Source organism: Bradyrhizobium sp. USDA 241 (assembly GCF_049739505.1).
Taxonomy (GTDB): Bacteria; Pseudomonadota; Alphaproteobacteria; order Rhizobiales; family Xanthobacteraceae; genus Bradyrhizobium; species Bradyrhizobium liaoningense.
On the sequence record NZ_JBMGPZ010000004.1, the window covers coordinates 222142 to 247463 of the forward strand.

The window sequence follows — 25322 nt, forward strand, 5'->3', positions numbered from 1 at the left end:
GATTCTTTCGCGAGGAACGGCTCGGCGGCTCCCCACGCCGCTCATCTGCGCCGGCCATGTCATCGCGTTGAGAGTTCGGCGGCGTGATCGTCATGCAAACCGGATGGTGTGGTGATCGTTTAGGGATTTGACGGCGGTTTCGCGGAATTGTGCTCCGCATATAAGGCGCCGCGGAACATCACACGCGCCACACGTTTCCGCTTGCCGCGAAACAGCCCGCTACTACCACCACGTCTTTGACGCCGACTAGAGTTTGCACACGCTGGATTTGACGTGGATGAGCGAGCTCTTGGCGATACGCACGATCGTGCTGGGATTGTGCACCGCGATGGTGCTGATGGCGCGAGGCGCCGATGCGCAGATGCTGCCGGCGGCAAAGCCGCCGGATGGCGCGACGCTGTTCAAGCAGCAATGCGCTGTGTGCCATACCACCAATCTGTCGGATCCGATGCGGCAAGGTCCGCCGCTGGTCCGGATCGTGGGCCGCGCTGCCGGCAAGGTCGAAGGCTTTCATTATTCAGACGGCCTCGCCAAAGCTGACTTCACCTGGGACGAGGCCCGGCTGGACGCGTGGCTGGCCAATCCGCAAGCCGTCATCCCTGGTGTGATCATGGCCTATCGGCAGGCCAGGCCCGACACGCGCGCCGCCATCATCACTTACCTCAAGGAGCTGAACTGAATGGCAAAGCCGGTCCATTCCATGATCCGCGTGCTGGAGGAGGCGCGCTCGCTCGACTTCTACAAGCGTGCCTTCGGCCTGGAGGTCACCGACCATTTGAAGTTCGCGGATTTCGCCCTGATCTATCTGCGTCACCCCTCCTCGCCTTTCGAGGTCGAGCTGACGGTGAATTTCGATCGCAAGGAGCCGTACCAGCTCGGCGACGGCTACGGCCATCTCGCCGTGGTGGTTGAAGACGTCGATGCCGAGCATGCCCGCTTCGAGCGCGAGAAGCTCGCACCGGGCCCCTTGCGCGATTTCAAGCACGACGGCCGAACGCTGGCGCGCTTCTTCTTCGTCAGTGATCCCGATGGCTACAAGATCGAAGTGATCCAGCGGGGCGGCCGTTTCAACTGATCAAACCATAATCAAAAATCCACGGAGGACATGCCATGAGAGAAGTCGATCGTCGAAGCAAGCACAGCCGCCGCGTCTTTCTCAAGGGCGCGGCAACCGCCGTGCCGGTCGCGGCCGTTGCGACCAGCGTCGGCGTCCGCATCGATGACGCCTGGGCCGAAGAGACGAGCGCGCTCTCGTCCGCGACGATGAAGACGCTGCTGAAGGTCGCGCGCGACATCTATCCGCACGACGTGCTCGGCGACAGCTACTACATCATCGCGATCAAGCCGTGGGACGGCAAGGCGGCGAAGGATCCTGCCGTCAAATCGCTGATTAGCGACGGCATTGCGCGGCTCGATCAGAACGCGCGCGACCGCCACAAGGTGCCTTATGTCGAAGTGGCCTGGGAAGCCGACCGCGTTGTGCTCCTGAAGGAGATCGAGCAAAGCGACTTTTTCCAGAAGGTGCGGGGCGATCTCGTCGTCTCGCTCTACAACCAGAAAGAGGTCTGGCCGCGGTTCGGCTACGAGGGCTCCTCCGCCGAGCTCGGCGGCTACATCAACCGCGGCTTTGCCGACATCGACTGGCTGCCGAAGGCTTAGATCGCCACCCAACGGTTCAGGAGAACGCACATGGCAAAATTCGATCTGAACGACTCCGGCGTTGTGGTGATCGTCGGCTCCGGCGCCGGCGGCGGCACGCTGGGCAACGAGCTCGCGCAGAAAGGCGCCAAGGTCGTCATTCTCGAGGCAGGCCCCCGCATCGAGAACCACGACTTCATCAACGACGAATGGGAGAGCTTCTCCCAGCTCGCCTGGACCGATGCGCGCACCACGTCGGGCACCTGGCGCGTCGCCAAGGATTTTTCGGGCCTTCCCGCCTGGATCGTCAAGGCGGTCGGCGGCTCGACCGTGCATTGGGCCGGCGCCTCGCTGCGCTTCGACGAGCACGAGTTCAGGGTGAAGAGCACCTACGGCAACATTCCCGGCGCGAACCTCCTGGACTGGCCGGTCACGCTTGCCGAGATGGAGCCGTGGTACGCCAAGGCCGAGAACAAGATGGGCGTGACTCGGACCAACGGCATTCCCGGACTTCCCGGCAACAATAACTTCAAGGTGCTGGAGGCCGGCGCGAAGAAGCTCGGCTACAAGACCGTGCACACCGGCAACATGGCGATCAACAGTCAGCCGCGCGACGGACGAGGCTCGTGCCAGCAGATCGGGTTCTGCTTCCAGGGCTGCAAATCCGGCGCCAAATGGTCGACGCTCTACACCGAGATCCCCAAGGGCGAGGCAACCGGCAATCTCGAGGTCCGCCCCGGCAGCATGGTGGTGAAGATCGAGCATGACGCGAGCGGCAAGGTCACTGGCGTCGTCTACGCTGACGAGCAAGGCGCGATGCAGCGTCAGAAGGCGCGCATCGTTGCGGTGGCCGGCAACTCCATCGAGAGCCCGCGGCTGCTGCTCAACAGCGCCTCGCCCGTGTTCCCCGATGGCCTCGCCAACTCCAGCGGCCAGGTCGGCCGCAACTACATGCGTCACATGACCGGCAGCGTCTACGCGGTGTTCGAGAAGTCGGTGCACATGTATCGCGGCACCACCATGGCCGGCATCATCCGCGACGAGGCCGCCAACAACCCCAAGCGCGGCTTCGTCGGCGGCTACGAGATGGAGACGCTGTCGATCGGCTTGCCCTTCATGGCGGCGTTCCTCAACCCCGGCGCCTGGGGACGCTCGTTCACGTCCGCGCTCGACGGCTACCCGCGCATGGCCGGCATGTGGCTGGTCGGCGAGGACATGCCGCAGGAGACCAATCGCATCACGCTCGATCCGGTCGTCAAGGACAAGTTCGGGCAGCCGGTCGCGAGCGTGCATTTCGACGATCATCCCAACGATGTCGCGATGCGCGCGCATGCCTACAAGCAGGGCGCCGCGGTCTACGACGCCGTCGGCGCCACCGTGACCTATCCGACACCGCCCTATCCGAGCACGCACAATCTCGGCACCAACAGGATGAGCGAAAAGCCCCGGGACGGCGTGGTCAACAAGTTCGGGCAGAGCCACGACATCAAGAACCTGTTCGTCTCCGATGGCAGCCAGTTCACCAGCGGCGCGGCCTGCAACCCGACACTGACCATCGTCGCGCTCGCGATCCGGCAGGCGGACTACATCGCCGGTGCGATGCAGAAGAAAGAGATCTAGCGCCCGACAGGCAAACCGCTCTCTCCCCCGAGCGAAGCGAAGCAATCCAGACTGCCGACGCGGAAAGATTCTGGATTGCTTCGTCGCATCAGCGCAAAATTGCTACTCAATTTTGTCGCGAGCTCCTCGCAATGACGATGTGAAGGGAGTCGCGTAGCCCGATGGACGACACCGAGGGTGCAGCAGCTATTCGGCCGCGTCGAGAATGGGCGCAACAACTGCCTTGAACTCCCGGACCGGCGCAACGCTTCGAGATCGGTAGATCAGGCAGGAGCAGCGCAGCAGCGAGGCGAAATTGTTGACCTCGCCATGATGGTCGAGCACCTCGTTGTAGAGCGTGGTCAGGAACTTGCCGAGGCTCATGCTCTCCTTGGCCGCGATCTCCTCCAGCGTGTCCCAGAACGCCATTTCCAGACGGATCGACGTGCAGTGCCCACCGATCCGCAAAGACCGTGTCTGGGATTCGTAGTCGCGTTGGGGCTGATGCGCGAAGAGATGGCACATGGCGTCCTCCCGTCCTGTTGCCGTTTTTTCACGATGCTACACCGCTGCCCGGCGCCTCACAATCACAACCACGGCCGAAAGCCGGCGCGTCGACACCGCGGCATTGTCCCGAACGCCCAATGTCTTCAATGAGATAGGGGGCCTTCTTCCCCAGCCCGTCACGCAGCTGTTGCCCAACGCATGCTTTTGACGCAACACGGCCTAGAATAGAACGTCAACGAATCCAAGACCGAGCCCGATCGAACTCATGCCCGTCCGCCAATTGCCCGAACAGGTCGTCAACCGCATCGCCGCCGGCGAGGTGGTGGAACGTCCGGCGAGCGTGGCCAAGGAGCTGGTCGAGAACGCCATTGATGCCGGCGCGAGCCGCATCGACGTCTTCACCGATGGCGGTGGGCGGCGGCGGATCGGCATCACCGACGACGGCAGCGGCATGACCGCCAAGGATCTCTCGCTCGCGGTCGAGCGCCACGCCACCTCCAAGCTCGACGACGAGGACCTGCTTCAGATCCGCACCCTCGGGTTCCGCGGCGAGGCCTTGCCCTCGATCGGTTCGGTGGCACGGCTGTCCATCACCACGCGACATGCCGGCGAACCGCATGCCTGGGCTCTCACGGTCGAGGGCGGCGAGAAGTCCGAGATCATGCCGGCGGCGCTGGCCCACGGCACACGCGTCGAGGTTGGCGACCTCTTCTACGCGACGCCGGCGCGACTGAAGTTCTTGAAGACCGACCGCACCGAGGCGGAAGCCATCCGCGAGGTGGTGCGGCGCCTTGCGATGGCGCGGCCGGACATTGCCTTCACGCTCGCGGGCGAAGAGCGCGCGCCGGTGACCTGGGCCGCCGCCCTGCCTGGCGCCGCCGGACGGCTGACGCGGCTCGGCGATATTCTGGGAGCCGAATTCCGCAGCCACGCCATCGAGGTTCATGCCGAGCGCGAGGGCGTCGTGGTCGACGGCTATGCGGCGGCGCCGGCGCTGACCAAGGCCAACGCGCTCGGGCAATATCTCTTCGTCAATGGCCGGCCGGTTCGCGACAAGCTGATCCTGGGCGCGGTGCGCGCGGCCTATTCCGATTATTTGCCGCGCGACCGCCATCCGGTGCTGGCGCTGTTCGTCACGCTCGATCCGCGCGAGGTCGACGCCAACGTGCATCCGGCCAAGACCGAGGTGCGCTTCCGCAACGCCGGTCTCGTGCGCGCCCTGATCGTGCACGGGTTGAAGGAGGCCCTCGCCCGCGAGGGCCGGCGCACGGCCGCCAACGGCGGCGAGAACGCATTGTCCTCGTTCCGGCCTGCCTTCACGCCGCCGCGCCCGGCGAGCTGGGACTGGCGCGCCTCGCCATCCGCTCCGGTCGCGCCGTTGCCGTCGTTCGAAGGCTCGGCCGCGCCCGCCTTTGCCGAGCGCGCGCAGGCCGCCTTCGACGTCGGCGCGCCGAGTGCCGATGTCCGGATCGAGACACAGCCAGTCGCCGACCTCGTCGATCGCCCGCTGGGCGCGGCGCGCACGCAGATCCACGAGACCTACATCGTCTCGCAGACCCGCGACGGCCTGATCATCGTCGACCAGCACGCCGCGCATGAGCGCATCGTCTACGAGCGGCTCAAGGCCTCGCTGGCGGCGAACGGCGTGCAGCGGCAGATCCTCTTGATCCCAGAGATCGTCGAGATGGACGAGGCGACCGTCGAGCGCCTGCTCGAGCGCAGCGACGAGCTGGCCTCGTTCGGCCTCGCCATCGAATCCTTCGGCCCCGGCGCAGTCGCGGTGCGCGAGACGCCGTCGCTGCTCGGCAAGACCAATGCCGGTGGACTCTTGCGCGATCTCTCCGAGCACATGGCCGAATGGGACGAGGCGCTGCCGTTGGAGCGCCGTCTGATGCACGTCGCCGCCACCATGGCCTGCCACGGCTCGGTGCGGGCCGGCCGAAGGTTGCGGCCGGAGGAGATGAACGCCCTGCTGCGCGAGATGGAAGAGACGCCGAACTCCGGCCAGTGCAATCACGGCCGGCCGACCTATGTCGAGCTGAAGCTGAGCGACGTGGAGAAGCTGTTCGGGCGGAGGTAGCCCCGATGCCGTAGGATCTCCTACGATCTCTACGGCTTCCTCAAGAACACAAACTCCGTATCGTCGTAGGCGCGCCGCTCCAGCTCCTCGTATCCTTCCGGCGTCACGAATTGCGCGGCCTTCGCCTCCTCCACCACCAGCAGCGCCCCCGGCGTCAGCCAGCCGCCGTCGCGCAGGCTCGCGAGCGCCTTCTCCGCAAATCCCTTGCCATAGGGCGGATCGAGGAACACCAGCGAGAACGGCTCGACGGGATGCGCGGGGCCGAGATCGGTGGCATCGCGGCGATAGACCTTGGTGACGCCGCCGAGGCCGAGCGCCTCGACGTTGTTACGGAGCAGCGCACGCGCCTCTGCCCCATTGTCGACGAACAGCGTGAACTTGGCCCCGCGCGAGGCCGCCTCGATGCCGAGCGCCCCAGTGCCGGCGAAGAGATCGAGCACGCGCGCGTCCTGGATTGGATCCTCATAGGCGTGCACGAGGATGTTGAACACGGACTCGCGCAGGCGATCAGCCGTGGGGCGGATGTCGCGCGAGGACGGTGAGGTCAGATTGCGCCCCTTCAAACGACCGCCGACGACGCGCAAGTCAGTCCTCCCGCGGAGTCAGGTCGCGCTTGCCGTGATAGCCGCGCTTGGGACGGCGTGGCGGGCCATGGCCGGCCGCCTCCATCTCGTTGCGCTCGCGCGCCTCCTCGCTGCCGGTGCGCTGCACCAGCACGCGGCGGCCCTTGCGGTCGTTGATCACGGCGCGCTTGCTGGCGGGCTTGCTCTCGCGGGGCGCATCGTCATCGGCCGCAGACGATTTCTGCGGCACGTCGAACTGCGCGCCCGATTTCTCGATCACCTTGTCGCCGAGCTGCTCGCGCAGCACGCGCGAGCGGACCTCTTCGACTTGACCTTCAGGGATCTCGCCGAGCTGGAACGGGCCGTAGGAGACGCGGATCAGCCGGTTCACCTCGAGCCCGAGATGGGCGCAGACATTGCGCACCTCGCGGTTCTTGCCCTCGCGGATCGCGAACACCAGCCAGACATTGGCGCCCTGGTCGCGCTCAAGTGTCGCCTCGATCGGACCGTACTTGACGCCTTCGATCTCGATGCCGTTCTTGAGCTCGTCGAGCTGCGCCTGCGTGACGTCGCCATGGGCGCGGACGCGATAGCGGCGCAGCCAGCCGGTGTCGGGCAGTTCGAGCGTGCGCGCGAGTCCGCCGTCATTGGTGAGCAGCAACAGGCCCTCGGTGTTGAAGTCGAGCCGGCCGACGCTGATCAGGCGCGGCAGGCCTTCGGGCAGATTGTCGAACACGGTCGGACGCCCCTCGGGGTCGTCATGCGTCGTCATCAGCCCGCGCGGCTTGTGGTAGAGGAACAGCCGGGTGCGCTCACGCTCCGGCAACGGCTTGCCGTCGACCGTGACGACATCGTTCGAGGTGATGTCGAGCGCCGGCGAATTGATCACCCGGCCGTTGACGGTGACGCGGCCCTGCGTGACCATCTCCTCGGCGTCGCGGCGCGAGGCGAGGCCCGCACGCGACAGCACCTTGGCGATGCGCTCGCCGGCCTTCTTCGGCTTCGGCTCTTCTTCCCGCCGCGGCCGGCGATCGAAATCACGATCCCGCTCGCGATAGGCGCCGCGGCCGCCGAAGGCCGGGCGCTTCTCGAAGATCCTGCCGTCGTCCTCGTTCTCACGGCGCGGACGATCGCCGAAACGGCCTTCGCTGCGCGGATGCTCGTGCCAGTCGGAACGGCCCTCGGAGCGCTCGCGAGGACGGTTGAACTTCGGGCGATCACCGCCGCGCTCGCCATCGCCGTCGCGACGGGGCCGATCGAATTTCGGACGATCATCGCGCGCGCGATCGAATTTGGGCCGCTCGCGGAACGGACGTTCGCCCGACGGACGATCGTCGCGCGAACGCGAGAAGCGCGGACGGTCCTCGCCGCCTTCGCGCTTCTGCCAGGGCTTGTCCCCGCTGCGGTCACGATCGCCAAAATCCTTGCGCGGGCCCTTGCTGAAGTCCTTGCGCGGCGGCCGGTCGCCGCGCGGTGCCGCGTCGCGCTTCTGCCAGGGTTTGGACTCGCTGCGCTCGCCACCGCGCGGGCGGTCGCCAAAATCACGCGGACGATCGCTGCGATCGGGCGCGCCCCGCGAGAATTTCCGCTCGCCGTCGAACTTGCGGTCCGGACGATCGCCACGCGGCGTATAGGGCCGCTTGTCGCCAAACTTCTTGTCGCCGAACCGGCCGGCCGGACGGGAGTCGTCGCGATCCCGGGTGCGCGGCGGACGGTCGCCGCCATAGGACGGACGATCACCGCGCGGCTTGAACGGCCGCTTCTCGCCATCGCGCGAGGTGCGATCGGAGAACGGACGGTCGCCGCGCGGCTTGAAGCTGCGCTCGCCGCGCCCCTCGCCACCACGGTCGTCACGCTTGAATTTCGGGCGGTCGCTGAAATCGCGGCGCGGGGCATCGCCCTCCTCGCGGCGGCGGAACGGACGATCACCGCGGTCGGCGCGAGGCGGGCGGCTGTCGCGGTCGCCACGGGGCGGGCGGGCATCGCCCCTGCCCTCACGGCCGCGCTTGGCGAACTTCTTCTCGGGGCCACGCGGCTTGCCGGACCGGCCCTTCGGCGGGCCTCGCCGGCCGCGGGAATCGTTGTCTTTGTCGCTGTCGCGAGGCATGAATATTCTCACTTAGGGGGTGGCCAGAAAGCATTGTGCGTGCTCGCTTCGAGCCGCATGCTCAGGCAAATCCGGTATTCACTCTTGCTGAAGGCGGAGCTAGTAGCAGGTTTCTGGCGATGATACGAGGCATGAAAGCCCCTTCTTTCATGGATTTGGCGCTTCTGACGGCCGAAAATGCCGGAAAATCGGGCGAAGTTCCGATCGGATGCGTCGTGGTCCGCAATTACGAGGTCATCGCCACCGCCGCCAACCGGACGCTGACCGACCATGATCCGACCGCCCACGCCGAGATCATCGCGCTGCGCGAGGCCGCCGCGAAGATCGGCAGCGAGCGCCTGGTCGACTGCGACCTCTACGTGACGCTGGAGCCCTGCACCATGTGTGCGGGCGCGATCTCCTTTGCAAGGATCAGGCGGCTCTATTACGGCGCCGCCGATCCCAAGGGCGGCGCGGTGGAATCCGGCGTGCGCTTCTTTGCCTCGCCGACCTGCCACCACGCACCGGACGTGTACTCCGGCGTCGGCGAGAGCGAGGCGGCGCGGCTGCTCAAGGAGTTCTTTCGCGAGCGGCGTTAACCCGCAGAGAAAAACTCGCGCAGCGCCTTCGCGGTCGCGTCAGGATTCTCCTCGGTCAGGAAGTGCCCGGAATCGACCGGCATGCCCTCCAAATTGGTCGCCCATTGCTTCCACGTGTCCAGCGGCGTCGCGGCGGCCTGGGCGATGCCGGCATTGCCCCACAGCGCCAGCACCGGGATCGTGATCTTCTTGCCGGCCTCGAAATCCGCCTTGTCGAGGTCGTAGTCGAAATAGGCGCCGGCGCGGTAGTCCTCGCACATCGCGTGCACCCGGGCGGGATCGCGGAACGGGGCGAGGTAGTGTTCGAGCGCGCGCGGGTCGATGGCATCGAGCGTCTTCGACTTGGTCTGGCTCGCCATCTTGAAGCGCAGGAAGAACTCGCCATTGCTCGAGATCAGCGTCTCCGGCAGCGGATAGGGCTGCGCCAGGAAGGTCCAGTGATAGATCTTCAGGGCATAGGCGCGGTTGATCCGCTCCCAGTAGTTATAGGTCGGCAGGATGTCGAGCACGGCCAGACGCGACAGCCGGCCGGGATGATCGAGCGCGAGGCGGTAGGAGACGCGGCCGCCGCGGTCGTGGCCGGCGAGCGCGAAGTGCACATGGCCGAGGCGCTCCATCGCCTCGACCATGACTTTCGCCATCGCGCGCTTGCTGTAGGGCATGTGCAGCGCATCGCTTTCGGGCATGTCGGACCAGCCGTAGCCCGGCAGATCGGCGATGATCAGCGTGAAATGGTCGGCAAGCTCAGGTGCCACCTGGTGCCACATCACATGCGTCTCGGAGAAGCCGTGCAGGAGCAGCAGCGGCGGGCCCTTGCCGCCGACGCGAGCGAAGATGCGGCCGAAGGAGGTGTCGATCCATTCGGCGGCAAAGCCCGGATAGAGGTCGGCGAGATCGGACATCTTTTGTATCCCTATCTGGTCTCAGTCCCGGAGCCGCCCCGACAGGACAAAAATATCGAAAACAACCCCATGCACAGTAGCGGTATTATCGGCGGGGCTGCTAACCGCAACAGCTGATTGCACATTCTGGAATATCGATGTGGCGGCGCGGTGACACCCCAACCTCGAATCCCGCAATTGATGCGGTTTGCGGCCCGTCCGGAACGACGAGCCAATTGCTGTCAGTTCCCGGCCTTCTCCGCCTCCACCGCCTGCCAGCCGATGTCGCGGCGGCAGAAACCCTCCGGCCAGCGGATGCGGTCGACGGCCTGATAGGCGCGAGCTTGCGCCTCCGTCACGGTCGCGCCCAGCGCGCAGACGTTGAGCACACGGCCGCCATTGGCGAAGATGGCGCCGTCCTTCGCCACCGTGCCGGCGTGGAAGATCTCGACGGTCTCGACCTCTGCGGCTTCCTCCAGCCCCTCGATGCGCGTGCCCTTCTGGTAGTCGCCGGGATAGCCCTTGGCCGCCATCACCACGGTGAGCGCGCTTTCCTTGTGCCAGCGGAGATCAAAGTTCTTCAGCTGGCCGTCGCAGGCGGCGAGCAGCGCCGGCACGACGTCGCTCATCATGCGCAGCATCAAGACCTGGCATTCGGGATCGCCGAAGCGGACGTTGAACTCGAACAGCTTTGGCCCCTGCGTCGTCAGCATGATGCCGGCATAGAGCACGCCGCGGAACGGCGTGCCGCGCTGCTTCATGCCGGCCACCGTCGGCAGGATGATCTTGGCCATGATCGCGTCGTGGACGGCGGGCGTCACCAGCGGCGTCGGCGAATAGGCGCCCATGCCGCCGGTGTTCGGGCCGACATCGTGGTCGAACACGCGCTTGTGGTCCTGCGCGGAGGCGAGCGGGATCGCGGTGTCGCCGTCGCACAGCGCGAAGAAGCTGATCTCACGGCCGGGCAGAAACTCCTCGATCACGACCTCCGCACCGGCCTCGCCGAAGGCGCCCTCGAACATCATGGCGATGGCGTCCTCCGCCTCGCGCACGGTCTTGGCGACGACGACGCCCTTGCCGGCGGCAAGGCCGTCAGCCTTGACCACGATCGGCGCGCCCTGGCTCTGCACATAGGCGCGGGCGGCATCGGCGTTGGTGAATCGCTCATAGGCGCCGGTCGGAATGCCGAACTCGGTGCACAGCGCCTTGGTAAAACCCTTGGAGCTTTCGAGCTGGGCCGCGACCTTGCTCGGGCCGAACGCCTTGATGCCGGCGGCGGTGAGATCATCGACGATGCCGGCCGCCAGCGGCGTCTCCGGCCCGACCACCACCAGCTCGACCGCGTTCTTTTTGCAGAAGTCGATCACGGCAGCATGATCGGCCACATCGAGCGCCACGCATTCCGCCTCCTTGGCGATGCCGGCATTGCCGGGCGCGCACCAGAATTTGGTCACCAGGGGAGAGGCTGCGATCTTCCACGCCAGGGCGTGTTCGCGGCCGCCGGAACCGAGCAGGAGAATGTGCATCGAAGGCTCAGGATGAGGGGTTTTGCTGGGGCGGAGGTCGCATGAATCGGGGTGGGGCTCAAGGGGGACTAGAACGTGCCCGCGAACTCACGGCGGCGTGCATTGCATTCGCGTCGGTTGCTTTGGGTCGCCTTCGGCCTTGGGTGAACTCGCGAATTGGGCATCCCTGATTTGATTCGCGCGGAGTCAAGGAGCTGTGAATAGGTCTAATAACTGCGGGAGGCTTGTCGCCGGACGCCACGTCGCGCGCGAATCTCTTTTAGGATGAGCAAGTCAGCCGAAGCTGATTCGTCTGATGACGAAAAAACCGGGCTAACCCCTTCCCCAAGGAACGCCCGGCTTCGTGAATCTTGGTGACTTCCTGCGACCCTTTTTTGCCCGTCTCTTATAATTCAGTAATACTGAACGTATGAGTCCGGTCAAGGGGTCCAACACAAAGGACTCAAATTTGAGAAAGACGAAGTTTACGTTCGACGAAGCTGTAGACGTTTGGCTGCGTTATTGGAGTGGTCAGCTTCAGCATGAGATCGCTGCCGACTACCGCATCAATGCGGGGCGCGTTAGTGAGATTCTGACTGAGAAGGATCACACCGGAAGCAAGCAAGTCGGAGCTATGGCTGATTTTGGGTGACGCGGCCTGATCAGGCGGCGTGGCTTTCAGTGTTCGGAATGACTTCGATTCCGTCGATGAACTTTACACCGGCGATGACTTTCGGCAACTGGTTCGTGCTCTTCAATCGCCGCCAGGTCTTCGATGCGGCGTCGATGAGCTTGAACACCATCAGCTTCGCAGTTTGTTGCGACAGCGATCCCTTGGTCCGCACCGTTCGGTGGCGCACCGTGGCGAAGACGCTCTCGATCGGGTTCGAGCTGCGTAGGTGGATCCAGTGCTCAGCAGGGAAGTCGAAGAAGGCGAGCAGCGCATGGCGATCCTTGATCAGGCACTCCACCGCACGTCCGTATTTGACGTGGTATTTCTCGACGAAGACGTCGATCGCGGTTTCAGCTTCGGCCCGGTGTGGGGCCAGATAGATGTTCCGCAGGTCGTTCTTCATGGGGCCCTGCACGGATTTGGCGACCTTGTCGAGTACGTTGCTCACTTTATGGCACCAGCATCGTTGGTGCCGCGTGCCGGGAAAGGCCTCGTCCAGTGCCTTCCAGAAGCCGAGGGCGCCGTCGCCGATGGCGAGTTGCGGGGCAATCCGTAACCCGCGTTGCCGCAGGTCGATCAGGAGTTCGCGCCAGCTCTGCGCGCTCTCGCGCACGCCGACCTGGAAGCCGATCAGCTCCTTCTTGCCTTCCGGCGTGGTGCCAATCAGCACCAGCATGCATTCGCTGTGATCTTCCATGCGGGCCTGCAGGTACACGCCATCGGCCCAGATGTAGACATAGCGACGCGCCGACAGATCGCGTCTCTGCCAGCGTTCGTACTCGACCTGCCAATCGGCCTTCAGGCCGGCGATCACCGAAGGCGACAGGTTCGGCGCATCCTTGCCGAGCAGCGCCGAGAGCGCCTCCTGGAAGTCGCCGGTCGAGATGCCGCGCAAATAGAGGACCGGGATCAAGGCATCCAGGCTCTTCGTCCGCCGCGCCCATAGCGGCAGGATTGCCGAACTGAAGCGGAGGCGGTCGCCTGGCCCGCTCGCTCCGCGGTCGCGGACCTTGGGACGAGCGACCTCCACCGGACCGATGCCGGTCGCAATCTCGCGCACCGGACCGTGCCCATGTCGGACCAGGCGCGCTCGACCGTCGGGCAGCGTCAGATTGGCCGTGCTGGCCAGAAACGCGCCAACCTCGATCTCGATCGCCCTGGCAAGCAGGTCCCGCGCGCCGGCACGAACGATATCGGTCAGTGGATCATCAACCGCGGACGGCTGACGGAAAGCAAGAACATTGGTAGTCTCGGTCATGGCGTATCGCTCTCCTCGAGAGGTTCTGGCAGGCTCGTCACCCGCCTCGATACGCCGCCTTCCTCACACCGTCATCACCCAGATTCCGCCATAGCTCATTGGCTTCTCGGGGCAGAACGAGATGGCTTGCGTCTATTGACAGAGGAGGAGCATGAATCCGTGATCCTCTACGCGAGTTTCCAAAGCTTGCTGATCATCTCAATATTCGCGCGCGCTGCTAACCTCACCAATCCTGACAAAGACAAGCTGTACGGTACCAGCTTTTACGTCGATAAGGCTTGGTGCATTTAAAAAGTGTGGGGTGGCGGACAGGGGCATCGGATGTACCTTGAACCTCCCTTCTACCTACCCGAGGAGCATCCGCTTCATGGGGCAGAACCGATCGTATTTCGTCGGTCCTTTGAGGGCATGTCGAATTACGACCCACCGATAGAGCTCAGTCAGCAGCTCGTTCACTCACTTGGGTTGCACTTCATTGCCGAGCGGAGCGCGTACTGTCGTCTAAATTCGGAGGGTGACCTAGTACCCGGAATCAGAGCTGAGTGATACGGCGGCCTTTGAAACGGCGTTGACGGACCTTTTTCTTGGTCCAGACGAAGGGCTCGGCTCTGTCGTTGTATGCGTTGACGTAGGCATCGATGTGTTCCTGAAGCTGCTTGAGGCTCGTGAAGGAGGTGCCGCTGAGCGACTGCCCCTGCAAGATGGAAAACCATACTTCGACCTGATTGAGCCATGACGCACTTGTCGGCGTGAAATGAAATTGCACGTTGGGGTGGGCCTTGAGCCAGTCCTCGTTCTTTTTATGGGTGTTGAGGTTGTCGAGGATGACGTGAAGCTTGCGGTTCGGAGGGTGTCAGTAACTCGGTGTAAGATGGTTTCTGTGAGTTTACCTTTGACAGGAGACTCACATGGCTACGGATTTTTCACCTGAGATTTTGGACCAGCTTCTTGCCGGGGGCAGCCTCAAGCCAGAAGACTTAGCCGGCGAAGACGGGCTTTTCAGACGACTGAAGAAGGCGCTTCTGGAGCGCGCACTGGGTGCGGAGCTGACCCACCACCTTGGCTATGAGAAGGGCGACCCGGCGGGCCGCGGGTCGGGCAACAGCCGCAACGGCACAAGCAGCAAAGCGCTGTTGACGGACGACGGCGAGATCGAGATCGAGGTGCCGCGCGACCGCGCCGGCACGTTCGAACCGGTGATCGTCGCGAAGGGCCAGACCCGCTTCGACGGCTTCGACGAGAAGATCATCAGTCTCTACGGGCGGGGCATGACGGTACGGGAGATCCAGGGCCATCTGGCCGAGCTCTACGGCACCGAGGTGTCCCCCGATCTGATCAGCAAGGTCACCGACGCGATTCTCGACGAGGTCCGCGAATGGCAGAGCCGGCCGCTGGAAGCGATCTATCCGGTGGTCTTCTTCGACGCGCTCAGGGTCAAGATTCGCGATGAGGGGATGGTCAAGAACAAGGCAGTCTACGTCGTGCTGGGCATCACTGCATCGGGCGAGAAAGACGTGCTCGGGCTTTGGATCGAGCAAACCGAAGGCGCCAAATTCTGGCTCAAGGTCATGAACGATCTGAGGAACCGCGGCGTCGCCGACATCCTGATCGCCGTCGTCGACGGTCTGAAGGGCTTTCCCGAGGCGATCAACAGCGTCTTTCCCAAGGCGATGGTCCAGACCTGCATCGTGCATTTGATCCGCAACAGCCTATCCTTCGTGTCCTGGAAGGATCGCAAGGCGATCCTTCCCTCGATCAAGGCGATCTATCATGCCGAGAATGCCGACGCCGCTCTGCTCAGGCTCGAGGACTTCGAAGCCGAGTGGGGCAAGCGCTATCCCGCGATCGGGGCGGCCTGGCGCCGGGCGTGGGAGCACGTCATTCCGTTCTTCGCCTTCGCGCCGGAGATACGCAAAATGATCTATACCACCAACGCGGTCGAGGCGCTGAACCGTTCGCTGCGCAAGATCATCAAAACACGCGGCAGCTTCCCCAACGACGAGGCGGCGATGAAGCTGCTTTACCTCGCCATCAGAAATGCCGGCATCCATTGGCGACGACCGGTTGCATGGACGGCCGCAATGGGCCAGTTTGCCATCCAGTTCGGCGAGCGCTTTGCAGGCTCAGCGGACTGACCCCATGGGGTCAGTCCGCTGACCCCGCAAACCCCTCACAGAGACGCTCTTACACAAAACTTCTGACACTCCCGCGGTTCGGAAAAGTCGCGGTGACGCTGTTCATGAAATCGAGAAACTCGACGCGGCGCCGGCGTTTTGAATGGGTCGCGATGATCTTTCCGGTGGCGACTTCGAGCGCCGCAAACAATGTTGTGGTGCCATGCCGCTTGTAATCGTGGCTTTGGCCGGTCAAGGCGCGGCCATTGGGCAACTTCAGATAACCCTGCGCTCGCTCCAAAGCCTGGATCGAGGGCTTCTCGTCCACGCACAGCACAATGGCCTTCGCCGGCGGCGCGACATAGAGGCCGACAACATCGGCGGCTTTGGCCGTAAAGTTCGGGTCGTTGCTCTCGCACCAGGACTTGCGAGCCACCAGGTCAATCTTGTGGCTGCGCAGGAACCGCCAGACATATTGGACATCGACATCGCCCAGCGCCTCGGCCAGCAGGGGGCCGGTCCAGCGCGCAAACCCTTGCGGTGGCGGCTTATCCAGCAGCTTCAGAATCCGCTTGTCGGTCGTCTTCGTATAGATCGGCTGCTTGCCAGGCCGCGGCTTGTCTTGCAGCCCTTCAAGGCCATGGTCGGCATAGCGATGCCGCCAAAGGCTGACAATCCGCGGCTGGACCCCAACTTCCTTGGCGATCGACCGGGTGCTGCGCCCATCCGCCGCCAACAGAACTATCCGCGCCCGCTTCAAATCGCGCTGCAACGTCACCGGTGAGCGACAGCACGCCTCAAGCACCTTGCGATCTTTCCTCGAAAGGTGGACTTCTCTTGCTTCGGGTATCATCCCGACCTTGAATCACGACTCACGTTCCAAGAAAAGTGGGTACTAGTACCCGGAATCAGAGCTGAGTGATACGGCGGCCTTTGAAACGGCGTTGACGGACCTTTTTCTTGGTCCAGACGAAGGGCTCGGCTCTGTCGTTGTATGCGTTGACGTAGGCATCGATGTGTTCCTGAAGCTGCTTGAGGCTCGTGAAGGAGGTGCCGCTGAGCGACTGCCCCTGCAAGATGGAAAACCATACTTCGACCTGATTGAGCCATGACGCACTTGTCGGCGTGAAATGAAATTGCACGTTGGGGTGGGCCTTGAGCCAGTCCTCGTTCTTTTTATGGGTGTTGAGGTTGTCGAGGATGACGTGAAGCTTGCGGTTCGGAAAAGCCGCGGTGACGCTGTTCATGAAATCGAGAAACTCGACGCGGCGCCGGCGTTTTGAATGGGTCGCGATGATCTTTCCGGTGGCGACTTCGAGCGCCGCAAACAATGTTGTGGTGCCATGCCGCTTGTAATCGTGGCTTTGGCCGGTTAAGGCGCGGCCATTGGGCAACTTCAGATAACCCTGCGCTCGCTCCAAAGCCTGGATCGAGGGCTTCTCGTCCACGCACAGCACAATGGCCTTCGCCGGCGGCGCGACATAGAGGCCGACAACATCGGCGGCTTTGGCCGTAAAGTTCGGGTCGTTGCTCTCGCACCAGGACTTGCGAGCCACCAGGTCAATCTTGTGGCTGCGCAGGAACCGCCAGACATATTGGACATCGACATCGCCCAGCGCCTCGGCCAGCAGGGGGCCGGTCCAGCGCGCAAACCCTTGCGGTGGCGGCTTATCCAGCAGCTTCAGAATCCGCTTGTCGGTCGTCTTCGTATAGATCGGCTGCTTGCCAGGCCGCGGCTTGTCTTGCAGCCCTTCAAGGCCATGGTCGGCATAGCGATGCCGCCAAAGGCTGACAATCCGCGGCTGGACCCCAACTTCCTTGGCGATCGACCGGGTGCTGCGCCCATCCGCCGCCAACAGAACTATCCGCGCCCGCTTCAAATCGCGCTGCAACGTCACCGGTGAGCGACAGCACGCCTCAAGCACCTTGCGATCTTTCCTCGAAAGGTGGACTTCTCTTGCTTCGGGTATCATCCCGACCTTGAATCACGACTCACGTTCCAAGAAAAGTGGGTACTAGGGTCCAGACTCAATTGAGCCAATATGCGACGAGAGCGGCGAGATGAACAGCGGCCAAAAAATTACGGGCGAGCTTGTCATATCGCGTGGCGATGCGCCGGAAGTCCTTGAGCCTGCAAAAGCAGCGTTCGATGACATTTCGTCCTTTGTAGGCGCGTTTGTTGAAGCGATGGATGACGACACGGTTAGATTTATTGGGGATTACGGGCTTGGCGCCACGACGAATGATTTCGCCGCGAAGCTTGTCGCCATCATACCCTTTGTCGGCGAGGAGCACGCTCATGGGTGGCGCGAGCGCCAGGACATCGGGAGCCGCAGCGATATCGGCATCCTGGCCTGGAGTCAGATGCAGGACGACCGGCCGGCAGAGCGGATCGCTCAGCGCATGGATTTTTGTCGTGCGGCCTCCGCGCGAGCGGCCGATTGCTTGATTGTGCTCCCCCCTTTTCCGCCGGAGGCACACCGGTGAGCTTTAATCGAGGTCGAGTCGAGCGACAGTACGACGCCGTCTTCGCCAGGCTTGGCCAGCGCTTCGAAGATTGCGCACCATCGTCCTCGCTTGGCCCAGCGATTGAAGCGATTGTAGATCGTCGTGTAAGGGCCGTATTCACGTGGACAATCACGCCATCGTGCACCCGATTGCAGCATGTGAATGATGCCGCTGACGATGCGTCGGTCGTCGTCCCGATCCGGCCCCGTCAGTCCCCTCGGCAGATGCGGTTCGATACGCGCCCATTGCCTGTCGTTCAGCCAAAACAAACCAGCGCGCATTCTCTCGCCTCCGAATCAACACGTAGGCAAGAGAATCACGTTGCGCTATTTAGGTACAGACCCTAGTACCCGGAATCAGAGCTGAGTGATACGGCGGCCTTTGAAACGGCGTTGACGGACCTTTTTCTTGGTCCAGACGAAGGGCTCGGCTCTGTCGTTGTATGCGTTGACGTAGGCATCGATGTGTTCCTGAAGCTGCTTGAGGCTCGTGAAGGAGGTGCCGCTGAGCGACTGCCCCTGCAAGATGGAAAACCATACTTCGACCTGATTGAGCCATGACGCACTTGTCGGCGTGAAATGAAATTGCACGTTGGGGTGGGCCTTGAGCCAGTCCTCGTTCTTTTTATGGGTGTTGAGGTTGTCGAGGATGACGTGAAGCTTGCGGTTCGGAAAAGCCGCGGTGACGCTGTTCATGAAATCGAGAAACTCGACGCGGCGCCGGCGTTTTGAATGGGTCGCGATGATCTTTCCGGTGGCGACTTCGAGCGCCGCAAACAATGTTGTGGTGCCATGCCGCTTGTAATCGTGGCTTTGGCCGGTCAAGGCGCGGCCATTGGGCAACTTCAGATAACCCTGCGCTCGCTCCAAAGCCTGGATCGAGGGCTTCTCGTCCACGCACAGCACAATGGCCTTCGCCGGCGGCGCGACATAGAGGCCGACAACATCGGCGGCTTTGGCCGTAAAGTTCGGGTCGTTGCTCTCGCACCAGGACTTGCGAGCCACCAGGTCAATCTTGTGGCTGCGCAGGAACCGCCAGACATATTGGACATCGACATCGCCCAGCGCCTCGGCCAGCAGGGGGCCGGTCCAGCGCGCAAACCCTTGCGGTGGCGGCTTATCCAGCAGCTTCAGAATCCGCTTGTCGGTCGTCTTCGTATAGATCGGCTGCTTGCCAGGCCGCGGCTTGTCTTGCAGCCCTTCAAGGCCATGGTCGGCATAGCGATGCCGCCAAAGGCTGACAATCCGCGGCTGGACCCCAACTTCCTTGGCGATCGACCGGGTGCTGCGCCCATCCGCCGCCAACAGAACTATCCGCGCCCGCTTCAAATCGCGCTGCAACGTCACCGGTGAGCGACAGCACGCCTCAAGCACCTTGCGATCTTTCCTCGAAAGGTGGACTTCTCTTGCTTCGGGTATCATCCCGACCTTGAATCACGACTCACGTTCCAAGAAAAGTGGGTACTAGAGGAGGTCATCAAAGTGTTTCGCGACGCTGGCACCGGTGACTTTGACCGCAGTAGGACACTCGTGCTGATCAAGGCCAAACCACTGGCAGAATTTATGGCAGTAGGTGGATACGCTCTTTATCGGAAGTTCGACCTGACGAGGTTTCTGCCGGGATCATTTACCCATTGGGACAATGCCGAACGCCACTTCGAGGAGAGCTATGCGGGATTTTGGGTGACGAGGCGATCAGGCGGCGTGGTTTTCCGGCACTTGGATGACCTCGATGCCGTTTTCGAATCTGACACCTGCGACGACCTTCGGCAACTGATTTGTGCCTTTCAGCCGCCGCCAGGTCTTTGATGCGGCGCAGAGCAGCTTGAACACCATCAACTTGGCAGTCGTTGACGATAACGAACCTTTCGTGCGCACCGTTCTGTGCCGGACCGTCGCGAACACGCTTTCGATGGGATTCGTCGTCCGCAAGTGGTCCCAATGCTCGGCGGGGAATTCGTAGAACGCAAGCATTGCGTCGCGATCTTTCGTCAGGCACTCGACCGCCTTGTCGTACTTCGCTCCGTATTTCTCGGCAAAGACATCGATCGCCACTTCGGCCGAAGCTCGGTTGGACGCCAAATAGACCTCGCGCAGGTCCTTCTTCATGCTGGCCTGTACCGACACTGCGACTTTGTTCAAGATATTCGCGGTTTTGTGCACCCAGCACCGCTGATGTCGCGTGGCGGGAAAGACCTCGTCGAGCGCCTTCCAGAAGCCGAGCGCGCCGTCACCGACGGCGATTTCCGGGGCGATCTTCAGCCCTCGGGTTTTCGCCTCGACGAGCAGTTCGTGCCAGCTCTGCGTGCTCTCGCGCACGCCGACCTGGAAGCCGATGAGTTCCTTCTTGCCTTCCGGCGTCGCGCCGATCAGCACCAGCATGCATTCGCTGTGGTCTTCCATGCGAGCCTGCAGGAAGACGCCGTCCGCCCACACGTATACGTACCGGCGCGCCGACAGATCGCGCTTCTGCCAACGCTCGTACTCGAGCTGCCACTCCGTCGTCAGTCTGGAAACCACCGCCGGAGAAAGATTCGGCGCATCCTTGCCCAAGAGCGCCGCCAGCGCCTCCTGGAAGTCGCCCGTCGAGATGCCTCGCAGGTACAGAACCGGCAAAAGTGCATCCAAGCTCTTCGTGCGCCGTGCCCACAACGGCAGGATCGCCGAGGTGAAGCGGATCCGCTCGCCATCGCTGGTCACCGCGCGATCGCGAATCTTTACCCGGGCGACTTCGACGGCGCCGATCCCCGTCTGGATCGTCCGCACTGGACCATGGCCGTGTCGCACGAGGCGGTCGCGGCCATCGGGAAGCTTCAAGCCCTTCATCGCGGCGAGAAACGCCTCGGCTTCCATCTCGACAGCCTGCGCAAGCAGCTGCCGAGCTCCAGATCGCAAAATATTCGTCAGTGGATCGTCGATCTCATCGGGCTGACGCAGTGGGACAATGTTGCTATGCTCGTTCATGGCGTATCGCTCTCCTTGAGGTTCTGGCAGGCTCGACACCCGCCTCGATACGCCGCCTATCTCATTCCGTCATCACCCAGTTTCCCGCATAGCTCCTTCGAGGAGCCCGACCTTAGAGCTGGCCCCGGTTGTTTGGACAGCGCCCCGCTGGATTTAAGTGGATTCCTGCCGGGTTATGCTGAACGCGGGGCTTTACGGTTTTGTCGTTGCGTCGGGAGGGCGTAGCCCGACCAGAGCGACGACAAAACCGTCGGCGACGGCCATGCGGCCATCACCATAGCTTGCGTGCCGAAGTAAGCCTCGTCGGGCGTGCGCCCGTCAAGGCTCGAGTGAGGGCGTCCCTGATTGTAGAAGGCCAGATACTTGGCAATTGACGCTCGCGCCTCGGACACGCTGTCGTAGGCGCGGAGATATACTTCTTCGTATTTGACCGTGCGCCAGAGCCGCTCGACAAACACGTTGTCGCGCCAGGCGCCCTTGCCGTCCATGCTGATGGCGATCTTCGCGTCCAGCAGCACATCGGTGAACTCGAGGCTGGTGAACTGGCTGCCCTGATCCGTGTTGAAAATCTCGGGCCTGCCGTGCTTCGCCAACGCCTCCTGGACCGCTTCGACGCAGAAGGCCGCCTCCATTGTGATCGAGACGCGATGGGCCAGGACCCGTCGGCTGAACACATCGACGACCGCCGCGAGATAGACGAAGCCACGCCGCATCGGAATGTAGGTGATGTCCATTGCCCACGCATGGTCGGGCCGCTCGATCTTCAATCCGCGCAACAGGTACGGGTAGATCTTGTGACCCGGAGCCGGCTTGCTCGTGTTCGGGCGACGATAGACCGCCTCGATCCCCATGCGCTTCATCAGCGTCGCGATGTGGCGGCGACCGGCGTATACGCCCTCCCGCCGCAGCAACGATCGCAGCATACGCGCTCCCGCGAAGGGATAATCGAGATGCAGCTCATCGAGCCGACGCATCAAGGCAAGGTCCTCGGCCGAAACTGGCCGAGGTTCATAGTAGACCGTGCTGCGAGCCAGCTTCAGGACCTTCGCCTGGCGCACGATAGAAAGATCATGATCGCGGTCGATCATCGCTTTGCGCTCAGCAGGCCCGCCTTGGTGAGCGCGCCGGACAAAAAATCGTTTTCCAACGCCAGCTCGCCGATCTTGGCATGTAACGCCTTCAAATCGACCGGCGTCTCGGCCGATGTCTTGTCATGCCCAAACACGCCGGCGGCGCCTTCCAGGAGCTGGTTTTTCCAGATCGTGATCTGGTTCGGATGAACATCAAACAGTTGCGCCAGCTCCGCCAGTGTCTTGTCGCCTTTGACCGCAGCCAAAGCAACCTTCGCCTTGAATGCCGGAGAATGCGTCCGGCGGCTCTTCTTCGTCATCTTCGCTCCTGATTCGCAGCAAGAATCCTCGCCGCTGTCAGGCAGAAAATCCACTCAAGCTACTGTCCGAATTTGCGGGGCCAGCTCTCCTATGACGGGAGCGTACAGTGAGTGATTTCCAGTTAGCCCTCCGAATTTTTGCCGGAATGTTTGCCCTCTGCGCTGTCTTGGCAGTCGTGGTTTTGGCTATCGACGCTTGGTCGCACATCCCGCTGGCAAGCGACCTCATCAAAACATTCTCGGCGATCATGCTTTCCTGCGTCACAGGAATTGGCGCCCTCTTCGCCGGCCAAGGAATCGAGAGGCGAAGGAAGCGGCAAGGCGATTGACAGTGGGGATTACGGTGACAGTGTACTAATCTCTGGTAGCATCTCGTGCACTGTCACAGCAATTCCTGTCATCCCGTCGCCGCGATTCCGTCGTTGCTCTTTCGCTGTCATTCCGGGGCGCGCGCCAGCGCGAACCCGGAATCCATTGAGCGGCAGCGTCGGCGGTGGAATGGATTCCGGGCTCGCGCCCAAGAGGGCGCGCCCCGGAATGACGGCGGAGGCCAAACCTGCTTCCCCGCGATAATCTCCTGCAACGTCGCCACATGCCGCGCGAACGCGCCGTGGCCAGCGGCCGTGGCCGCCACCGTGGTCTGCGGCATCTTCCCCACGAACGCCTTGTCCACCGCGACATAACCGGCCCGCGCCAGCGTCTCGATATGTGCGCCGAGATGGCCGTCGGTGGCGCCGGTTTCTTCAGGCGGCAAATTCGAGGCCTGATACCGCCGGCAGCGCGCCGAGGGCCGCCATGATCTTCAACCGCAGCGGCTGGTGGATGATGTGCTCGAGCTCCGCCAGGGCGCTTGTTGGCGATCGACTTTTCGCCGTGCAAGCAATCGGCTACACGGGAATTGCATTTGCCCCGTGCGCTTCGCGGCGGTGGACCCCAACAGGCCTGATCGATGAATCCTGAGAAGCCGCAGCCGGGCGCTCCTGCCCTCGAAAAAGGGCTGGACCTTCTGGAGGCGCTGGCGAGCGCTGCACGTGGGATGAGCCAGAAGCAGCTCGCCGAACGCGTCGGACGCTCCGTCAGCGAGATCTTCCGGATGCTGGTGGCGCTGGAGCGCCGCGGCTATGTCGCGCGCGACCCCGCGACCGGCGAATACACGCTGACGCTGAAGCTGTTCCGGATCGCCTCGCAATTCCCGCCGACCGAGCGGCTGCTGAAGGCGGCGCTGCCGGTGATGGAGCAGCTGGCCTCGCGCGTGCAACTGTCCTGTCACCTCACGGTGCTGCACGGCGAGCAGTTCATGGTGATCGCCCGGATCGAACCGGAATGGCTGATGGGCTGGTCGGTCAAGGTCGGCGCGGTGTTTCCGCTCACCCAGCAATACGCCTCCGCGAAGGTCCTGGCGGCCTTCCAGCTCGAGGGCCGGCGCCAGGAGCTTGCGCAGGTCATCGCGACCAATGACCGGATCAGCACCAAGAAGGCGCTTGCGGCGCTCGACCGCATTTCGGCGGAGGGAGGAAACTTCTCCAACGACGACGGCTATACGCGCATCCTGGCCTATAGCTGCCCAATCATCGAAGCCTCCGGCCGCGCGGTGGCCGCGATGACCGTTCCGCTGGTGAAGCAGGAACAAATTCCAGCCGCGGAAGCCAGCACCATCGCCGCCGAGCTGCGCAGCGCGGCCAGGATCGTCTCCGAGAAGATCGGCGGTGTTTCCTAGAGCGTGATGAAATCAGGTCTGATTGTTACAACGTAAGTGCGCTCCCTCGCCCGCTTGCGGGAGAGGGTTGGGGAGAGGGTTTCCACAATGGGACACTCCCCCAGAGGAGAAAGCCCTCACCCGCGCCTTGCGCGACCTCTCCCGCAAGCGGGAGAGGTTGCACCGAGCCCGTAGAACCGGGTCTGCTGCTTTCACCCTTTTTGTTTCTCTTCTGCGCTTTTCCCATCGGAGCTTTTGGAGCGCTCTTCGAAGCGATCAGCCCCCTTGGCTAGATCGTGCCCCATCTTGCTCTCGTTTTTCGCTTCGTCCCTGGAAGCTGCTTCACGCAAGCCTTCGGCGGCCTGTTGCCCTGCCTTCGATGATTTTCGTTCGTCATCCATTGGTGGCTCCTTCCCGATAAGACGCCTCCCAGGAAGCCGCTGGTCGATCCCGGATTGGACGTATCAACGTTCCAATCAGATCACCTGGACATTGTTCCCGATTCCGTTGACGCGCTTGGTCGAGCCGCGGCACTTACCAGCCGAACAGCAGGGGCCGGCATCGATGCGCCAAGCGCGCTTCGACGCGGGCCGGTGCTCATCACCCAAGATCGTGAAGCTCCTTGCCGAGCGGCGGCGTCAGCCGGAAATCGGAAAAAGCGACTTCCAATCCCGAACGCTCCGGCGTGCAGGCCATGGGTCCGACAAGATAGGAGGAGCTTTCGGCGAATGGCGCAAGCCGCATCAGGGGCCATGTCTTGCCATCGCTCGATGCCTGCAAACGAAGAACGCCATGCGCAATCGTGACGCGCAGCCGGAAGTCGCCGGGGTCGTGCTCATAGGGGGCTGTCGCCCAGTCCGATTGTCCCGCCGTCAGCACGCTGGACAGCATGGCACGCCCGTCCGAAAACTCTATTCCAGCCTTGAGCCAGCGCCGTTCGTCGATGCGCACCATCAGGCCCGCTTGATCGTAGAGCGCTTTGAAACTACTTCGGACGCGAAGTTCGGCCGTGAACGCATCTCCCGCCTGAAAAGCGAGGAAGTGTCCGCTATCGCGGACAAAGCCGTAATGCGTTTCGCGCCAGAAATCGGTGGCCTGGTCTGTTTCCAGCCCGAGGTAATTGTCCTTTTCGGACCACTTTCTCGGCTCGTTCAACCAAACGCCGCCAGACTGACCAAACATCCTCATGCTCCATCGAACGCCCGTGCACCACCTGAGCACAACTCGTCCGTCCGCGCCCAGGTCCGCCTGGGGGTCACAAG

21 protein-coding genes and 4 pseudogenes are annotated in these 25322 nt (G+C 62.9%); 9 read left to right on the plus strand and 16 right to left on the minus strand.

Going from position 1 to position 25322, the window contains the following annotated elements; translation table 11 throughout:
- Positions 1-328: 328 nt before the first annotated feature.
- From ABIF91_RS10770 to ABIF91_RS10785, 4 genes are read left to right on the plus strand one after another with little or no spacing between them, the layout of a single operon-like run.
- Positions 329-679: a c-type cytochrome gene (locus ABIF91_RS10770; RefSeq protein WP_050995318.1), complete on the plus strand. Its 351-nt coding sequence runs from the start codon at positions 329-331 to the stop codon at positions 677-679.
- Positions 680-1075, plus strand: coding sequence for a VOC family protein (locus ABIF91_RS10775; RefSeq protein WP_028176610.1), 396 nt, complete (start codon positions 680-682; stop codon positions 1073-1075).
- A gap of 35 nt (positions 1076-1110) precedes the next feature.
- Complete coding sequence (locus tag ABIF91_RS10780; protein ID WP_028176609.1) at positions 1111-1659, plus strand: hypothetical protein; 549 nt, start codon at positions 1111-1113, stop codon at positions 1657-1659.
- A gap of 30 nt (positions 1660-1689) precedes the next feature.
- Entirely contained in the window at positions 1690-3258 is a 1569-nt protein-coding gene (locus ABIF91_RS10785; protein WP_028176608.1) for a GMC family oxidoreductase, read from the plus strand.
- Between the two features lie 186 nt (positions 3259-3444).
- On the opposite strand, the gene ABIF91_RS10790 is transcribed toward ABIF91_RS10785, so the two are convergent.
- A complete protein-coding gene (locus ABIF91_RS10790; protein WP_028176607.1) occupies positions 3445-3762 on the minus strand; it encodes a ribbon-helix-helix domain-containing protein in 318 nt (105 codons plus the stop codon).
- Between the two features lie 247 nt (positions 3763-4009).
- Here ABIF91_RS10790 and mutL point away from each other — a divergent pair, with 247 nt between their 5' ends.
- Positions 4010-5824, plus strand: coding sequence for a DNA mismatch repair endonuclease MutL (mutL, locus tag ABIF91_RS10795; protein WP_424579148.1), 1815 nt, complete (start codon positions 4010-4012; stop codon positions 5822-5824).
- A gap of 29 nt (positions 5825-5853) precedes the next feature.
- On the opposite strand, the gene rsmD is transcribed toward mutL, so the two are convergent.
- Together rsmD and ABIF91_RS10805 are read right to left on the minus strand one after the other, a co-directional pair.
- Positions 5854-6408 carry a 16S rRNA (guanine(966)-N(2))-methyltransferase RsmD gene (rsmD, locus tag ABIF91_RS10800; RefSeq protein WP_028176605.1) on the minus strand — a complete coding sequence of 185 codons (555 nt, stop codon included), beginning with the start codon at positions 6406-6408 and terminating at the stop codon, positions 5854-5856.
- Between the two features lies 1 nt (position 6409).
- Positions 6410-8494, minus strand: coding sequence for a pseudouridine synthase (locus ABIF91_RS10805; RefSeq protein ID WP_028176604.1), 2085 nt, complete (start codon positions 8492-8494; stop codon positions 6410-6412).
- Positions 8495-8613: 119 nt separating this feature from the next.
- Here ABIF91_RS10805 and ABIF91_RS10810 point away from each other — a divergent pair, with 119 nt between their 5' ends.
- Positions 8614-9072 carry a nucleoside deaminase gene (locus ABIF91_RS10810; protein ID WP_035678381.1) on the plus strand — a complete coding sequence of 153 codons (459 nt, stop codon included), beginning with the start codon at positions 8614-8616 and terminating at the stop codon, positions 9070-9072.
- Here the strand turns inward: ABIF91_RS10810 and ABIF91_RS10815 are convergent.
- The 4 genes and pseudogenes from ABIF91_RS10815 to ABIF91_RS10830 form a co-directional block, all read right to left on the minus strand.
- Positions 9069-9974 carry an alpha/beta fold hydrolase gene (locus ABIF91_RS10815; RefSeq protein WP_028176602.1) on the minus strand — a complete coding sequence of 302 codons (906 nt, stop codon included), beginning with the start codon at positions 9972-9974 and terminating at the stop codon, positions 9069-9071. The two genes, ABIF91_RS10810 and ABIF91_RS10815, sit on opposite strands and share 4 nt — an antisense overlap.
- Before the next feature lie 221 nt (positions 9975-10195).
- Entirely contained in the window at positions 10196-11479 is a 1284-nt protein-coding gene (purD, locus tag ABIF91_RS10820) for a phosphoribosylamine--glycine ligase (protein WP_424579149.1), read from the minus strand.
- 641 nt (positions 11480-12120) lie between these two features.
- Entirely contained in the window at positions 12121-13389 is a 1269-nt protein-coding gene (locus tag ABIF91_RS10825) for an IS256 family transposase (protein ID WP_038952271.1), read from the minus strand.
- A 532-nt stretch (positions 13390-13921) separates the two neighbouring features.
- A pseudogene (locus tag ABIF91_RS10830) lies at positions 13922-14236 on the minus strand (transposase); the annotation flags it as partial.
- A 61-nt stretch (positions 14237-14297) separates the two neighbouring features.
- Between ABIF91_RS10830 and ABIF91_RS10835 the strand changes: the two are divergent.
- Positions 14298-15524: an IS256 family transposase gene (locus ABIF91_RS10835; RefSeq protein WP_038960272.1), complete on the plus strand. Its 1227-nt coding sequence runs from the start codon at positions 14298-14300 to the stop codon at positions 15522-15524.
- A gap of 73 nt (positions 15525-15597) precedes the next feature.
- Here ABIF91_RS10835 and ABIF91_RS10840 read toward each other — a convergent pair.
- The 6 genes and pseudogenes from ABIF91_RS10840 to ABIF91_RS10865 all read right to left on the minus strand — a co-directional run.
- Positions 15598-16356, minus strand: a pseudogene (locus tag ABIF91_RS10840) (IS630-like element ISRj1 family transposase); the annotation flags it as partial.
- A 55-nt stretch (positions 16357-16411) separates the two neighbouring features.
- Positions 16412-17476, minus strand: coding sequence for an IS630-like element ISRj1 family transposase (locus ABIF91_RS10845; RefSeq protein ID WP_026192128.1), 1065 nt, complete (start codon positions 17474-17476; stop codon positions 16412-16414).
- 55 nt (positions 17477-17531) lie between these two features.
- A protein-coding gene (locus ABIF91_RS10850; protein ID WP_110115998.1) for an IS5 family transposase occupies positions 17532-18292 on the minus strand; the annotation gives its coding sequence in 2 pieces (ribosomal slippage) (positions 17532-17953 and positions 17953-18292; 762 coding nt in all).
- Positions 18293-18367: 75 nt separating this feature from the next.
- Entirely contained in the window at positions 18368-19432 is a 1065-nt protein-coding gene (locus ABIF91_RS10855; RefSeq protein ID WP_026192128.1) for an IS630-like element ISRj1 family transposase, read from the minus strand.
- 273 nt (positions 19433-19705) lie between these two features.
- Positions 19706-20974 (minus strand): IS256 family transposase, encoded by a 1269-nt coding sequence (locus ABIF91_RS10860; RefSeq protein WP_424578651.1) that lies wholly within the window; start codon positions 20972-20974, stop codon positions 19706-19708.
- 281 nt (positions 20975-21255) lie between these two features.
- Positions 21256-22364 (minus strand): annotated as a pseudogene (locus tag ABIF91_RS10865) (IS3-like element ISRj2 family transposase); the annotation flags it as partial.
- A gap of 107 nt (positions 22365-22471) precedes the next feature.
- Here ABIF91_RS10865 and ABIF91_RS10870 point away from each other — a divergent pair.
- A complete protein-coding gene (locus ABIF91_RS10870; RefSeq protein WP_155252034.1) occupies positions 22472-22693 on the plus strand; it encodes a hypothetical protein in 222 nt (73 codons plus the stop codon).
- Positions 22694-22917: 224 nt separating this feature from the next.
- Here ABIF91_RS10870 and ABIF91_RS10875 read toward each other — a convergent pair.
- A pseudogene (locus tag ABIF91_RS10875) lies at positions 22918-23209 on the minus strand (transcriptional regulator); the annotation flags it as partial.
- Positions 23210-23313: 104 nt separating this feature from the next.
- Between ABIF91_RS10875 and ABIF91_RS10880 the strand changes: the two are divergent.
- Entirely contained in the window at positions 23314-24081 is a 768-nt protein-coding gene (locus ABIF91_RS10880; protein WP_028181264.1) for an IclR family transcriptional regulator, read from the plus strand.
- Positions 24082-24272: 191 nt separating this feature from the next.
- Here the strand turns inward: ABIF91_RS10880 and ABIF91_RS10885 are convergent, their stop codons facing one another.
- Positions 24273-24461, minus strand: coding sequence for a hypothetical protein (locus tag ABIF91_RS10885; RefSeq protein WP_035678281.1), 189 nt, complete (start codon positions 24459-24461; stop codon positions 24273-24275).
- A gap of 199 nt (positions 24462-24660) precedes the next feature.
- Entirely contained in the window at positions 24661-25242 is a 582-nt protein-coding gene (locus ABIF91_RS10890; RefSeq protein WP_028181263.1) for a DUF1349 domain-containing protein, read from the minus strand.
- Positions 25243-25322 lie beyond the last annotated feature (80 nt).

Excerpts from the sequence above, each read along its gene's own strand:
- ABIF91_RS10815 (WP_028176602.1), bottom strand. The coding sequence starts at position 9,974 with ATGTCCGATCTCGCCGACCTCTATCCGGGCTTTGCCGCCGAATGGATC.
- purD (WP_424579149.1), bottom strand. The coding sequence starts at position 11,479 with ATGCACATTCTCCTGCTCGGTTCCGGCGGCCGCGAACACGCCCTGGCG.
- ABIF91_RS10780 (WP_028176609.1), top strand. The coding sequence starts at position 1,111 with ATGAGAGAAGTCGATCGTCGAAGCAAGCACAGCCGCCGCGTCTTTCTC.
- ABIF91_RS10825 (WP_038952271.1), bottom strand. The coding sequence starts at position 13,389 with ATGACCGAGACTACCAATGTTCTTGCTTTCCGTCAGCCGTCCGCGGTT.
- ABIF91_RS10885 (WP_035678281.1), bottom strand. The coding sequence starts at position 24,461 with ATGGATGACGAACGAAAATCATCGAAGGCAGGGCAACAGGCCGCCGAA.
- ABIF91_RS10775 (WP_028176610.1), top strand. The coding sequence starts at position 680 with ATGGCAAAGCCGGTCCATTCCATGATCCGCGTGCTGGAGGAGGCGCGC.
- ABIF91_RS10880 (WP_028181264.1), top strand. The coding sequence starts at position 23,314 with ATGAATCCTGAGAAGCCGCAGCCGGGCGCTCCTGCCCTCGAAAAAGGG.
- ABIF91_RS10845 (WP_026192128.1), bottom strand. The coding sequence starts at position 17,476 with ATGATACCCGAAGCAAGAGAAGTCCACCTTTCGAGGAAAGATCGCAAG.
- ABIF91_RS10790 (WP_028176607.1), bottom strand. The coding sequence starts at position 3,762 with ATGTGCCATCTCTTCGCGCATCAGCCCCAACGCGACTACGAATCCCAG.
- ABIF91_RS10770 (WP_050995318.1), top strand. The coding sequence starts at position 329 with ATGGTGCTGATGGCGCGAGGCGCCGATGCGCAGATGCTGCCGGCGGCA.
- ABIF91_RS10890 (WP_028181263.1), bottom strand. The coding sequence starts at position 25,242 with ATGTTTGGTCAGTCTGGCGGCGTTTGGTTGAACGAGCCGAGAAAGTGG.
- ABIF91_RS10810 (WP_035678381.1), top strand. The coding sequence starts at position 8,614 with ATGATACGAGGCATGAAAGCCCCTTCTTTCATGGATTTGGCGCTTCTG.
- ABIF91_RS10785 (WP_028176608.1), top strand. The coding sequence starts at position 1,690 with ATGGCAAAATTCGATCTGAACGACTCCGGCGTTGTGGTGATCGTCGGC.
- mutL (WP_424579148.1), top strand. The coding sequence starts at position 4,010 with ATGCCCGTCCGCCAATTGCCCGAACAGGTCGTCAACCGCATCGCCGCC.
- ABIF91_RS10860 (WP_424578651.1), bottom strand. The coding sequence starts at position 20,974 with ATGAACGAGCATAGCAACATTGTCCCACTGCGTCAGCCCGATGAGATC.
- ABIF91_RS10855 (WP_026192128.1), bottom strand. The coding sequence starts at position 19,432 with ATGATACCCGAAGCAAGAGAAGTCCACCTTTCGAGGAAAGATCGCAAG.
- ABIF91_RS10835 (WP_038960272.1), top strand. The coding sequence starts at position 14,298 with ATGGCTACGGATTTTTCACCTGAGATTTTGGACCAGCTTCTTGCCGGG.
- ABIF91_RS10805 (WP_028176604.1), bottom strand. The coding sequence starts at position 8,494 with ATGCCTCGCGACAGCGACAAAGACAACGATTCCCGCGGCCGGCGAGGC.